The 13,578-nt window shown below is 54.7% G+C and carries 9 protein-coding genes; 5 read left to right on the forward strand and 4 right to left on the reverse strand.

Features of this window, described 5'->3' with window-relative positions:
• Positions 1 to 266: 266 nt before the first annotated feature.
• The 3 genes from LCM21_RS00140 to LCM21_RS00150 all read left to right on the forward strand — a co-directional run bounded on the left by LCM21_RS00140 (position 267) and on the right by LCM21_RS00150 (position 5,268).
• Positions 267 to 1,940, forward strand: a complete 1,674-nt coding sequence (locus LCM21_RS00140; RefSeq protein ID WP_224888800.1) for a GNAT family N-acetyltransferase — start codon at positions 267 to 269, stop codon at positions 1,938 to 1,940.
• 1,181 nt (positions 1,941 to 3,121) lie between these two features.
• A complete protein-coding gene (locus LCM21_RS00145; protein ID WP_224888801.1) occupies positions 3,122 to 4,981 on the forward strand; it encodes a Na/Pi cotransporter family protein in 1,860 nt (619 codons plus the stop codon).
• A 38-nt stretch (positions 4,982 to 5,019) separates the two neighbouring features.
• Positions 5,020 to 5,268: a hypothetical protein gene (locus LCM21_RS00150; protein WP_224888802.1), complete on the forward strand. Its 249-nt coding sequence runs from the start codon at positions 5,020 to 5,022 to the stop codon at positions 5,266 to 5,268.
• Positions 5,269 to 5,390: 122 nt separating this feature from the next.
• Here LCM21_RS00150 and LCM21_RS00155 read toward each other — a convergent pair whose 3' ends face one another.
• Positions 5,391 to 6,287 carry a hydrogen peroxide-inducible genes activator gene (locus tag LCM21_RS00155; RefSeq protein WP_224888803.1) on the reverse strand — a complete coding sequence of 299 codons (897 nt, stop codon included), beginning with the start codon at positions 6,285 to 6,287 and terminating at the stop codon, positions 5,391 to 5,393.
• 122 nt (positions 6,288 to 6,409) lie between these two features.
• Between LCM21_RS00155 and katG the strand changes: the two genes are divergently transcribed.
• Together katG and LCM21_RS00165 are read left to right on the forward strand one after the other, a co-directional pair.
• Positions 6,410 to 8,587 carry a catalase/peroxidase HPI gene (gene katG, locus LCM21_RS00160; protein ID WP_224888804.1) on the forward strand — a complete coding sequence of 726 codons (2,178 nt, stop codon included), beginning with the start codon at positions 6,410 to 6,412 and terminating at the stop codon, positions 8,585 to 8,587.
• A 345-nt stretch (positions 8,588 to 8,932) separates the two neighbouring features.
• Positions 8,933 to 9,535 (forward strand): YrbL family protein, encoded by a 603-nt coding sequence (locus LCM21_RS00165; RefSeq protein WP_224889698.1) that lies wholly within the window; start codon positions 8,933 to 8,935, stop codon positions 9,533 to 9,535.
• Positions 9,536 to 9,784: 249 nt separating this feature from the next.
• Here LCM21_RS00165 and LCM21_RS00170 read toward each other — a convergent pair whose 3' ends face one another.
• From LCM21_RS00170 to LCM21_RS00180, 3 genes are read right to left on the reverse strand one after another with little or no spacing between them, the layout of a single operon-like run.
• The gene (locus LCM21_RS00170) at positions 9,785 to 10,345 is read right to left on the reverse strand and encodes a sarcosine oxidase subunit gamma (protein WP_224888805.1); all 561 of its coding nucleotides are present in this window, start codon (positions 10,343 to 10,345) and stop codon (positions 9,785 to 9,787) included.
• Positions 10,338 to 13,283, reverse strand: a complete 2,946-nt coding sequence (locus tag LCM21_RS00175; RefSeq protein ID WP_224888806.1) for a sarcosine oxidase subunit alpha family protein — start codon at positions 13,281 to 13,283, stop codon at positions 10,338 to 10,340. The genes LCM21_RS00170 and LCM21_RS00175 overlap by 8 nt, the downstream gene beginning before the upstream one ends.
• Positions 13,280 to 13,567, reverse strand: coding sequence for a sarcosine oxidase subunit delta (locus LCM21_RS00180; RefSeq protein ID WP_224888807.1), 288 nt, complete (start codon positions 13,565 to 13,567; stop codon positions 13,280 to 13,282). Before LCM21_RS00180 ends, LCM21_RS00175 begins: the two co-directional genes overlap by 4 nt.
• Positions 13,568 to 13,578: the final 11 nt, after the last annotated feature.

Consider the following 13,578-nt stretch of genomic DNA (forward strand, 5'->3'; position numbering starts at 1 on the left):
GCTGCGTCTTTGGGTAACGAGATGAAGCAACGGATCGCGGTGAAAATTGGACCCGCAATCAGAATTGAAGCTTTTGAACGGGTTGATTTCAGTGAAAAGCCCCGTTGGGCCAGCTTTGGGCAAGTCCGTAACCTTGCCTCGCACCGCCCCCTGAAAGCCTGTTTTGTCCAGCTTGATCGCTGGATGAAATTCCAAGCCCTCGTGCATTTGAAGGAGACCTCTCTTCGACCCCCTTTGTTTTCGACGCAAGCTCTTGGGGGTAAGCAATGAAGGTAGAGTTGATCAAAAACTGGCAGGCAATTGTCAATCTGAAGACGCAATGGCACTCCGTGTACAAGTCAGACCCAGAGGCATGCTACTTCCTGTCACATGAATGGCTGTTCGGAACCAAAGAAAGCATTGGGCGCGGCGGCTTTGTCATCGGTGTTCGAGAAGCCGATGAAAGTTCCGATTTTGTCGCGTTTCTACCTGTCCGACTGTACACCAAGAACGATAAAAACGGCTTTTACAACGAGGTGGACCTGATCGGAGCCGGGGTCTCGGATTATCACGGCTTCATCTGCAATCCGGAATATGAAGAGAAAGCCATTGTAGCTTTTGCGGACATGCTGAACAGGATGAATTGGCGGCGGTTTCGGCTTCGGTATACCCCGACTTCCAAACGCAGATTACAAATTTTCCTGAACGCCTTTTCCGGCGAGGTTCTTGAGCTCAAGTCTCTTGGTATGCACGACGAAAACGGTATCAACCTTGGAATTTGCCCCTACACCTTGCTCCCCGATGATTGGGATGAGTATCTAGCAAAGAACGTCAGTTCAAACACCCGCCACAAGATCAGGCGCTATTTGCGCCAAGTAGAAGGATCAGAAAACTTTTATTTCACACACACGACTGCTGAAACGCTTGAGCGGGACATTAAAATATTGAACCGGCTATGGACCGAACGGTGGGGAGAGAGCAAAGGCGACGAACTGCCTAACATTCAGCACACGACGCGTCGGATACTGCGTTCAGCCTTTTTTACAGACACGCTTTTCTTCCCCATTCTCTGGCAGAATGACAACCCGCTTTGCGCGCTTGGTATCTTTGTGGATCACGAGAAAAAGACCTACAATTTCCATATCGGCGGTCGTGACACCTCGTTCAAAGGCCCGCTCTCACCGGGTCTTGTTACACATGCATATGCCATCCGGCACGCAATTTCCCAAGGCATGCAGCAGTATGATTTCTTGCGCGGGAACGAGCCATACAAGTACTCCTTTTGCTCAGAAGAGCGACATCTCAGGTCGCTGATTATTGTAACCAAATTTGGCCGGAACATGGGGGATAAGCTGGAACGAGGCTGCCTTCGATACGTCTGGAAGAACACACTCAGGCTTTATCGAGAGGGCGATCTTGCGGCCGCTAAGCGCGGGTGTTCTCAGATTCTGAAATCGGATTCGAACCAACCTTACGTTCTTTATTTTTATGGGTACACGCTTGCCCAGCTTGGCGATCATGACATCGCGTCTCGGGTTTTCCTAAAAGCGTTGCAACGCAATCCGGAATCGCCCAAGCTTTGGCTTCGGTTAGGACGTTCCATGATCGCGCGACAAGCGCAATCAATGGAAGCGGGACGTCATAGCAACGGTGGGCTGGATTCACTATATCACGCATCGACCCTCTTGCGGCACATTGCGCGGATTCTGTCCAAGCTTAATATGGCCGATCAGGCCGTGGCTGTTTCCGAAGCTGCAGTGAAACTTGATCCCGAAGACACTGATCTTACCGCGGCCCTTGCCAAGGCGCTGAGCGGGCGCAAAAGTCGTGCCGTGAGCAAGAGGCCCGATAAACAGTCTAACAAGAAAAGATTATTGAACCGACGGCTAGGAAAAAACACACAGCCGTCAGTAATAAATCCAGTCAGACACCGGGGAAGCCAAGGATCGCCGCGGCTTTGATCTTTGATGACCATTGACACCCGATAGCGCGTTGCTCTGTTTGCATGCAATGTTATCCGCAGCGGACAATTGCAATCCCGTCGCGGCTCAGGTGCTATCGGGGGCGTCGGTTCTGGGACAGGGGGCGTTCTGTAACAAATCGAAAACCAAACCGCCGATCCTACCGACGCCAGCCAGTAGTTGTTCAGTCTTCCGGGTCGGAACTTTTACTAAACCAGACGGCGGCCGCTTGTGCGACCCTAGCGGAAAACCAGCCCCTGTGTCGGTCTTTACCAACGGCTTGCTTGGTTAGCCTTCCGAGCTTTTGGGCAACTGATTGGAATGGATTGTGGGCCGACGGGTCGTTTCAACTAAGTGTGCCCACTTAGGACTACGCTGCCTCTTTCGGCTTTGGTTCCTGCGGTTTCCGGACAAATTTTTAGTCGCTGGTACAAAACACCATGGAGGCGTATTCCTCTTGGATTTTGCGATCTTTTGCAGAGCGTCAGCAATGCGCTTCTGCTCAGCAGCCTTCAGGTTGCTTTCTCTGACAAATTTAGTGTTTGAAAACATTGGTTGAGAGATGACCAACGACATAAGTCGAAAACCGAATTTCCTAATGTTGTCTTCCATTTTTTGAACCTGAATATCTGAGTGCGAAAAATATCGAAAAAACTGAAGCTATGTTAACCGATGGAGGCAGAACATATTGCGAACACCCCAGTGAATCCCGGTTATTGGTGTCATATTGATGCCTTCGGGAGATCAATAAAGACTGGTAGCGCCTGTTAGTTTCTAAATCATAAACAAAAAATGTTCGAGCGGTTCTACAGCTCTTGTCAGAAGAAATCAGACTGCGGCGGGCAGATGGCTTTCGTAGCCTCAGTCAACGACTGAACGATCGCCCTTCGCCCACTTTTCCCTTCTTCAATATACTTCTGAGTCTGCGCCCGAAGCGCTGATGGCAAAGGTGCTGACATGATACATCCTGCCAATCAAGATGAAACACATCCAGGCTGCATTCGGAATGCTCTGCATTTCAGGTTTTGGCCGAAACGTTTAAGACCGAGTTAAAGGAGCAGATCAGTTCAAACAATTTGGGCAAGCAGAGATTTTGCGCCATAGTTTGAATCAATGAGGCATGTCGGTCGTCAATCGTGGGCATGAGCGTTATGGTGATCCAAGCTTTTTGGACTGATTGAATGATCAAGTACTATCTTCCGGTCGCAATTGGCGCGATACTAATTGCCTTTTGGGCCAGTCCTGACGTGCAGGTAATTGCAGCCGGCATTGCCATTTTTCTGTTCGGCATGCTGATGCTGGAAGACGGGTTCAAGCTGCTTGGCGGCGGCACACTGGAACGGATGCTTCAGCGTGCGACAAAATCCGTTTCGCGATCTCTTTTGTTTGGCTTCGTCTCTACTTCGCTGTTGCAATCCAGCTCATTGGTTTCGGTCATCACGATTTCATTTTTGAGTGCTGGCCTCATTTCTCTGATCGGTGGGGTAGGGATCATTTTCGGGGCCAATATCGGGACGACAACGGGTGCGTGGTTGGTCGCTGGTCTGGGCTTGAAGGTGAATATCGCCAGCTATGCGATGCCGATCATCGGTATTAGCATCATCCTCGTTTTTCAGAAGTCGAAGGTCCTGCGCGGGATTGGCTACGTTTTTGGTGGTCTGGGCTTTTTGTTCCTGGGTATTCACTACATGAAAGAGGGTTTCGACGCGTTCAAGGACCAAGTGGACCTTATCCGATTTGCCTTGCCGGGATTTTGGGGGCTGCTGGTCTATTGTCTGTTGGGTACTGTCGCGACAGTGATAATGCAGTCGAGCCACGCGACGATGGTGCTGACGCTCACTGCGCTCGCCGCCTCGCAAATAAGCTATGACAATGCACTGGCCCTGGCGATCGGGGCAAATATTGGCACCACGATTACGGCGATCATAGGCTCGATCAGTGCCAATTTTCAGGGCAAGCGCCTCGCATTGGCGCACTTGATCTTCAATACAGCCACGGCGCTGGTCGCTTTGGTTTGCATCGTTCCGCTGCGTGAGTTGGTTGACCTGATAAGTGGTGCCGTCGGCATCGGTGCCGAGGACTACACTCTGAAGTTGGCGGTGTTCCACACGATATTCAACGTACTCGGTGTCTTGCTTATGCTGCCTTTGATGCAAAGGCTGATCACCTTTCTTGAGAGAAGTATTGTCGAGCCAACCCCAGACGTCAGTCAACCGCGCTACCTGAACGATGCAGTCGACGATTTCCCGCAGACTCTTGAAATTGCGCTTCGAAAAGAAGTTTTGCACCTCTACGACAACGCAATGACGGTAATCCTCCATGGCCTGAACCTTCATCGGCAGGATGTTCTTGGCGCGAAAAGCGTTGCAGAGGTGGTTCGAAACAGCCGAACCCCGACTGACATGGATATTGAGGAAAGTTACCAGCGCAAGATCAAGACCCTCTATTCCGCAATTGTAGAGTTCTCGACGCGGGTCGGTGAAAAACGTGTCGAACCAGATGTAGCGGAACGGGTCTATGCACTGCGGGATGTTTCCGGCGACATCGTGCAAGCCGTCAAGTCCGTCAAACACCTGCGAAAGAACGTTTTACGGTATACGGTAAGGCCCACCGGCAGCGCGACTGACTTGTATGATGGTCTTCGCACCGAAATAGCGAGGATACTGGTCGAAATTCAGAAGCTGGAAGAGACGGACCCCGAGGAACGAAGCACTCTGTGGCTTGATCAGGAACGTGCACAAATCGAAGAAGACGCCCAGACTGCTGCGCGCCGTGTCGAAGAGTTTATTCGGAAAGGCCAGCTTACGCCTGCTGCGGCAACTTCATTCCTCAACGACTCGGACTACGCCTATAGCGCGATGCGAAAGCTGATCGAAGCTGCAAGAACCTTCTATATCGAGCGAGACAACGCAATGGCCGAGGTCGAACGGCTACTGGCCTTGGAAGAAGAAGAACTCGGTGAGAGTAGATCGGAGAATGACAAGCCATCAAATGAGGCCAGTTCCAAAAAGCGTCACAGGAAAGTCGTAGAAAGCAAGTAGCATTCTGCAAGCGTGAGCGATCTGCGAGGAGTATTCAGATGGCATTGAAAAAACTTGCCGAAAAGCTGGCGGAGTACAACTCGCGCCTTGAGGCTGGCAAAGCAGAGAAAATTAAACCCAGTCATGTTCAAAAAGTGCTTAAGAAGTTGCGCAAAAAGGCAGCGGATCTTGAGGCTGAAATTGATGCAGAAAAAAACAGTGATAGAAAATCCCGGTTGGTCCGAAAACTCGGCACGGCGCAAGAGAGCGTAAAGCGGGCGGAGTGGTTGTTGAGGGAGATCGATTAACAAAAGGGTCGCCGATTTAGAAATCGGTTGGACCCCGGCAAAGAGCCCTCGCTCGCAGGGCGGACTATGCAAAAAACCATATACCGGTGCCCGGTGTCGCCAGACTTCATCTGCCGAGCGCTTCAGACTTCACCATCCCTTGACGCGCGTATCACAGCACCAACTTGCATGAGTTGATCAGACAGAGGGTTTGTCCGCCTCCAAACCAAGCCGATTTTTCGAGACGGCCGCGCGCGCGGGAACCGAGCAACCGACACGTCGGCAGATCGCGTCTCTAACTCAACGGCCATTTCCGGGATCAGAGTAACTCCCATGCCAGCGCCGACCATCTGAACCAGCGTTGACAGGGAACTTCCCTCCATCAATTCACTGGGTTTGTTTTCACCAAATTGGCAGAACGAAAGCGCTTGATCGCGAAAGCAGTGGCCTTCCCCCAATAATAGCAGGCGCATCGTTCTCAGTGTCTCGGGGCTTGGGACGGGCTTATCTGCATCCATCGGCATGCGGACAAGCACGAATTCCTCTTCGAAAAGGGCATACTCCGTAAGTGCTGGTTCCGAGATCGGCAGGGCCACAACCGCAAGATCAATGCCGCCCTCTTGGATTTCCTCAATCAGGGTTGCCGTCATCGCTTCGCGGAGGAGTAAGTCGAGCTTGGGAAACTTGCTTTTCAACGCAGCAATTATGGTCGGCAGAAAATAAGGGGCGACCGTAGGTATGATTCCAAGTCGTAGGCGTCCTGCCAACGGGTCCTTCGATGCGCGGACAAGGTCTTCCAACTCGTCCACCGAAAACAGAATTTGCCGCGCCTTTTCGAGCAAATCTTCGCCCAGCGGAGTGAGGCGGATGTCGCGGGGCAGTCGCTCGACCAGCGGCGCGCCGAACAGGGCTTCCAACTCCTTAATCTGAAGGGACAACGCAGGTTGCGATATAGAGCAGGCTTTCGCAGCCCGACCGAAATTTCGTTGCTTGGCCAAAGCGTCGAAGTACCAAAGCTGTTTTAGGGTCACCGCTATCATGAGTTCAGCTTATCAGAACCTTTTGAATATCCAATTGGAGTTTATTGCGAGTCGTAGTTAGAATTGTTCTAGTTGAAGACCAAACTCTGCGCTCCACGCAAATTAACTCCAGGGAGAGAACTATGGACGGCAACAATATTGATCCTGCCGGCGGATGTCCTGTCATGCACGGTGGCAATACCGGGCTAGGTAACAGCGTCACCAAGTGGTGGCCCAAAACACTGAATCTGGACATTTTGCATCAGCACGGTGCGCGCACGAACCCGATGGATCAGGGATATAACCATCGCGAAGCCGTAAAGGCGTTGGACTATGAAGGCGTCAAAGCCGACGTGGAAGCCCTTATGACAGACAGTCAGAGCTGGTGGCCAGCAGATTGGGGGCATTATGGCGGCCTGATGATCCGGCTCGCATGGCATTCCGCTGGTACATATCGAATGGGTGATGGTCGCGGCGGTGCCGGGTCGGGAAATATACGCTTCGCACCTTTGAACTCATGGCCGGACAACGCGAGTCTTGATAAAGCGCGGCGACTGCTCTGGCCGGTAAAGAAGAAATATGGAAATGCACTCAGCTGGGCCGACCTGATTATCTTGGCTGGCAACATGGCCTATGAATCCATGGGGCTAAAAACGTTCGGCTTTGCTTTTGGCCGCGAAGACATCTGGGGCCCCGAGCAAGACGTGAACTGGGGCGTGGAAAACGAATGGCTCGCGCCGTCTGAAAACCGCTATGGCGATCTGGACGACACGTCGACTTTGTACAATCCGCTGGCCGCAGTTCACATGGGTCTGATTTACGTGAACCCCGAGGGTGTTAACGGCAACCCTGATCCAGCACGTACTGCCCTGCATGTGCGTGAAACTTTTGGTCGCATGGCGATGAACGATGAGGAAACCGCAGCGCTAACTTGCGGCGGTCACACCGTCGGCAAAGCGCACGGTGGAGGTGATCACGCCCATATCGGCGCAGAACCTGAAGGTTGCCCCGTTCATGCCCAAGGGTTCGGCTGGGACAACCCCGGAATGGAGGGGAAAGCGACAAACGCCTTCACTTCAGGGATCGAAGGTGCCTGGACCAAGCACCCGACCCAATGGGACATGGGCTATTTCGACTATCTGTTTGACTACGAATGGGAGTTGACCAAATCGCCCGCCGGAGCCAACCAGTGGAAGCCGGTCGACATGCCCGAAGACGAAATGCCGATCGATCCGACAGACCCCTCTGTTCGCCGGATGCCGATGATGACCGATGCCGACATGGCGATGAAGGTTGATCCAATCTACAACGAGATCTGCCAGAAGTTTCGCGCTGATCCAGAGTATTTCGCGGACGCATTTGGTCGTGCCTGGTTCAAGTTGACCCACCGCGACATGGGACCTAAGGCGAACTACTACGGTCCGGATGTTCCGGCGGAGGATCTGATTTGGCAAGATCCAATCCCGGCTGGCTCTACATCCTACGACACGGATGCCGTGAAGGCCAAGATCGAAGCGAGCGGTCTTTCGGCAGCTGACATGATCGCGACGGCTTGGGACAGCGCCCGGACTTTCCGTGGGTCTGACAAGCGAGGTGGCGCAAATGGCGCCCGCATCAGGCTGGCACCTCAGAAAGACTGGGTCGCCAATGAGCCCGAGCGCCTCGCAAAAGTCTTGGATGTTCTGGAGCCGATCGCGGCCGAGACTGGTGCATCGGTGGCCGATGTCATCGTGCTCGCCGGCAATGTGGGTCTTGAACACGCAATCAAGGCGGCTGGCCTTGATGTAGAAGTCCCTTTCTCGCCAGGACGCGGCGATGCGTCTGATGAGCAGACAGACGCCGAAAGCTTCGATGTGCTTGAGCCGCTCGCCTGCGGATTCCGCAACTGGCAGAAAGAAAAATACGCAGTCGCACCAGAGGAGCTGTTGCTTGACAAGGCTCAGCTCCTTGGGCTCACGGCCGCTGAAATGACTGTATTGATTGGTGGCATGCGTATGCTGGGGGTAAACCTTGGCGGTTCCAAGCACGGTGCGTTTACCGACCGCGAAGGCCAGTTGACCAACGACTTTTTCGTCAACCTGACGGACATGCGTTACAGTTGGCATCCGGTTGAAGATGGCACCTATGAGATACGTGACCGTGCAACCGGAGCCGTGAAATGGACGGCGACCAGTACGGACCTTGTCTTTGGTTCAAACTCGATCCTCCGAGCGTATGCCGAGGTGTATGCCCAAGACGACAACGCCGAAAAATTCGTACGCGACTTCGTGGCGGCGTGGACCAAGGTGATGAACGCTGATCGCTTCGACCTATTGCATTGAGCCAGCGAAACGTTCGGGCAGCGTTGCTGCCCGAATGACTTGGTAGACTAAGAAGAAAGCTACGTAGCTTGCGGAAATAAAGCTCATTTTTGCAAGGCTGAGGTTCAATTTCATTGAGATTTATGACCGGGCCAAGCATGTGAGAGGTGGTCCTGCAATTTGGGCCAGATTTTTGTCCGATTAAGCTATAGCGTGGTTTTCATGTCAGGCGGCGGCTTTCCAGGGTCTGGTTTGCCCTACAGGAAATGTTATTTGTAACAGAAACAAGAACGATCTAAGAAACATCTGATTTCAGCATCTGGCACGCCGACGGGCGCAGCTTTGTGAGAATGGAACTTGACCGACATGATTGACCTGAGTGGCCTGACGCCCCTGCGCGAAAGCCGCAATTACAAGATTTTTCAACACCCTGAGATCGAAGGGGCGTTGCTGAAGGTCCGGGTGGACGAGTCTATTCGAAAACACGCGGTGCCGCGTTATGCAGAGTGGCGCTATGGCAATCTGCGGCAGTGGAACCGTGAGGCGAACGAGTATCTAGCCGCGTTGCACCGCGGGTGCCCTGAAATCGAGCGGTTGGCGCGGTTTATGGGATATGCGCCAACCTCATCTGGTCCGGCCCTTGTAGTAGAAAAGCTGACTGGCCCGGATGGAAAGCTTGCGACGACGTTGCATGCTGAAAAACTCGCTGTTCGGAAAGATAAGGCGGCGACTCAACGCCTGCGCGACGAGTTTTTGGAGCTGATGGATGACCTGGAACGGGGCCAGATTGTCGTTGGTGACATGGGTTTTGAAAATATCGTGCGCGCGCAAGAGCGGGGCGGAAAGCTGGTCGTGATCGACGGGCTTGGGGAACGTGTGATGTTCCCACTTGCATTGTTCAGCAAGTGGGCTTTTCAGAAGTCAATCGCGCGTCGCAGGGCGCGCATGTCCAGAGCGTTCCAGCTTTAGGCTATTTGGCAAAAGCCTAACGAAAGCAGACCGATTGTGAGTTTTCTTCCGGTCTGCTCAGCCCGTACCTTTGCCAACTTGTGTTGGTTCGTAAGCTTTAAGTGACCTTAATCGTCAGTGGCCTAACTATTGCCGACTTGGCAGTCATGGCCGCAAGAAATTTGTGCTAATGGCCAGAAAAAGTTGTTGTGAAAACAATAACTTGAGAGTTGGTGTTGATGTTCCTTTGCTGTCAGCCATATCTGCGGCTCACAAAGCTGAACGCATCGCTGTTACAACGGCATGATGCAGCGACCCGGCCGAGGATCGCGGGCTGTAGATGCTGTAGCTCTCGGATGTCCGACACAGGACAAAACAGCCGATATGGTGGATTGAACACCGCGCTGCGCTGCCGTCGGTCATCTTGCGTAAGTCAAGCTGGCAGAGCAGCTCCAAAACCGATGGGATACCGGTGCCGGTCAGATCAAACCGAGTCCAACCGTCTGTCTGCTCGGTGACTGAGGCGACATCACCCAAGGCTTTCTTGGCTTGATCAGCAAGATCTTCGTGCGTGTCAAACGAAGCCTCAAGCATCCACTGATCGACCCCGGCCCAGAACGCACAAATCGACGCCCCGGCCCAACGGCCAACCTCTGGCGCAGGCGCATCAATTAGCTTTGCCAACGCCTTGGCAGATTTGTCTTCTTTTCCCATTCGTGACGCGACCGAGGCAAGGGCCACGCCCGGTACTTCGGTGCATGTGACGCTGCCGATGGTGTCGACGCGCGGCTCGGTTCCGCCAAGGGCGGTTATCGCAACAAGATCATGCACGCAGACGCTCTCCTTCAGGATCGACGAAATGGGCCGAGACAAGTTCCACCTCAACCGTCAGATTGGTCAGCGGCGAGACGAGGCGCATCTTTTCGCCCAGCCGCTCGGCTCCGTTCTTCACAAGGCCAAGACCGATATTGCTTTTGAGGATCGGCGAATAGACAGCCGAGGTGACATAGCCCTGATCATTGGCCGCACCGACAGGGCCATCAGCATTCATCAGATGCCCGCCCGCAGTAATCTTGTCTTCGGGCTGCACAGGCTTGATCCCCACCAGCCTCAGCACATCCGGTTCGACCAGGGCCTCACGTTCGGACAAGACCGAGCCGATGCTGTCCTTTTTCTTTGACACCATCTTGCCCAACCCAAGGTTCAGCGCCGTGGTGGTGCCATTCAACTCATTCCCGGCCGCATGCCCTTTTTCCACGCGCATTACGCCCAATGCTTCTGTGCCGTAAGGCACGACGTTGAACTCTTCGCCTTCGGCCATCAGACGACGCATCAGCGCGTCGCCATAGCGCGACGGCACGGCTATCTCATAGGCCAACTCGCCCGAGAACGAGATACGGAACAGCCGCGCCCGTAGGCCACCGCAAACCGTAATGTTGCCGCAGGCCATGAACGGGAATGCCTCGTTTGAAAGATCAAACTCAGGGTCCACGATTTTTTGCAGCAGCTTGCGCGCGTTGGGTCCGGCGACGGCGTATTGCGCCCAGGCTTCGGTGGTTGATATCAACTGCACGTCCATGTCCGGATACAGGCATTGGCGTACAAATTCCATGTGGCGATAAACGCTTACGGCGTTGGCCGTGGTTGTGGTGACGACGAAGTGATCCTCGGCCATGCGCGCGGCAGTGCCGTCATCCATCACCATGCCGTCTTCGCGCAGCATCAGGCCATAGCGGGTTTTGCCCACAGGCAGCTTGGCAAAGCCGTTGGCATAGATGCGGTTCAGGAACTCGGCGGCGTCGGTGCCCTGCACGTCGATCTTGCCCAGGGTCGTGCAGTCGCAAACCCCAACCGAAGCCCGGGTTTGGCGAACTTCGCGATCGACCGACTGCCGCCAATGAGTTTCACCGGGCAGGGGGAACCACTGCGCCCGCAGCCAATTGCCAGCCTCGACAAACACAGCACCGCGTTCCTTGGCCCAATAATGCGACGGCGTCAGGCGGGTGGGGTGGAACTCTTGCCCCTTCATCCGACCGGCGAACGTGGCAATCGGAACCGGAGTATAGGGCGGACGGAAAATAGTAGTACCCACTTCGGGGATCGACTTTCCCGCGACCTCGGCCATGATTGCCAGACCAGTGATGTTCGATGTTTTGCCCTGATCCGTTGCCATGCCCAGCGTAGTATAGCGTTTCAGGTGCTCGACCGAGCGGAAACCTTCTTGGTAGCTCAGCTTCACATCCTTGACGGTCACGTCGTTCTGTTGATCCACCCAGGCGCGTTTGCACCCTTCAACGTACCAGAAAGGCATTTGTTTGACAGGAGCATCCTCGGCCTCTGGCAGATCGGGCAGGGCACCTTTGAGGTCCAGCGCGGTGGCCGCGCCTTCCGCGCCGGATTTCAGCGCGCCATGTGTCGTCATCACCCCGTTTGCCGCGCCAGCGACCGAAAGGCCAACGGGAAGGTCCGCACCAGGTAAAAAAGCTGCCAGATCGTCGTTCCAGATCGGGCGTCCGCGTTGGTGGCAGGTCAAGTGGACGTTTGGGTTCCATCCTCCGGACACGCCCAGCGCGCCGCAATCCAGTGTGCGGGACGAGCCGTCGGACAAGGTCACCTCAACGAAGGTCAGTCCCAAGCGCCCCTTGGTATCAGTAACCTGCGCGCCTTTGAGAACTTCGTAGTCATAGCTGCCGGGCGCGTCTTCACGCGCATCCACAACAGCGGCGATCTTAACGCCCTTGGCGTGCAAGTCAGCGGCAGTCCGGTGCCCGTCGTCATTATTGGTAAAAATTGCCACACGCTGCGACGGCGTGACTGCAAACCGATTGGCATAGGTCCGTATCGCGCTCGCCATCATGATGCCGGGCCGATCGTTATTCTCAAATGCAATCGGGCGTTCCGTTGCCCCGGCGCACAGCAGCGCCTTTTGCGTATAGATCCGCCACAGGATTTGCCGCGGTTTACCATCGGGCAGGGTGGGCAGATGATCTCCGGTTCGCTCAACCGCCCCGTAGATCCCGTGATCAAACGCGCCAATCACCGTGGTACGCGGCATCAGCCGGACGTTTGGCATGGAAGACAGCTCGGCCACGGCCTGTGCGGCCCAGTCTGGGGCGCTGTGATCACCAACCGCGAAGCTTTCGCTGTTCAGACGCCCACCAAGGGCAAAATCCTCATCCGCCAGAATGACATCTGCCCCAGCGCGCCCGGCGGTCAAAGCCGCCATAAGACCGGCAGGTCCCGCACCAATGATCAGCAGATCGCAATGACGGAACCCTTTGTCATACTCGTCTGGGTCATCCTCCATCGAAAGTGATCCAAGGCCAGCCGCGCGACGGATCACCGGCTCGTACAGTTTTTCCCAAAACGCAGCGGGCCACATGAAGGTCTTGTAGTAAAAGCCCGCCGAAAGGAAGTTCGAAAACAGATCGTTCACCGCCAAGGCGTCGAACTTCAGACTGGGCCAGCGGTTCTGCGACCGCGCCTCTAACCCATCGAACATTTCGATGGTCGTGGCGCGCGTGTTTGGCTCCTGCCGGGCACCGGTGCGGAGTTCGACCATGCCATTGGGTTCTTCGGACCCTGCGGTCAGCAAACCCCTTGGGCGGTGGTATTTGAAGGACCGCCCGATCAGCCTTACGTCGTTGGCCAGCAGGGCCGAGGCTAGCGTATCGCCGGGATGCGCGGTGTAGCTGCGATTGTCGAACCGAAAAGTCAGAGAGGTGTTGCGGTCGATCTGACCACCACCAAGCCTGTTGCTCTGCGTCATTTGGATCGCCCCCGTGCGCGGGCCACATCGCGGGCCAGTTCCACCCTTGAAATCTCATGCGTCAGCGTGTTGCGCGTGACAACCAGCCAGGATCGATCACCGGCCTCATGATACCAAAGCTCCTGATGCTCACCGGCAGGGTTGTCACGCAGATAGCCGTATTCATAGAACGCCTCAGACGCGTTTTCGGCCTGCCAATCGGGACGGTCAATCAGGGATGCGTCGCCCAGATAGGTAAACTCCGATGCGTCCCGCGGACCCAAAAGGGGATGGTTGATTATCATTGATCGGTCCC

Source organism: Ruegeria profundi (assembly GCF_020171505.1).
Lineage (GTDB): Bacteria > Pseudomonadota > Alphaproteobacteria > Rhodobacterales > Rhodobacteraceae > Ruegeria > Ruegeria profundi.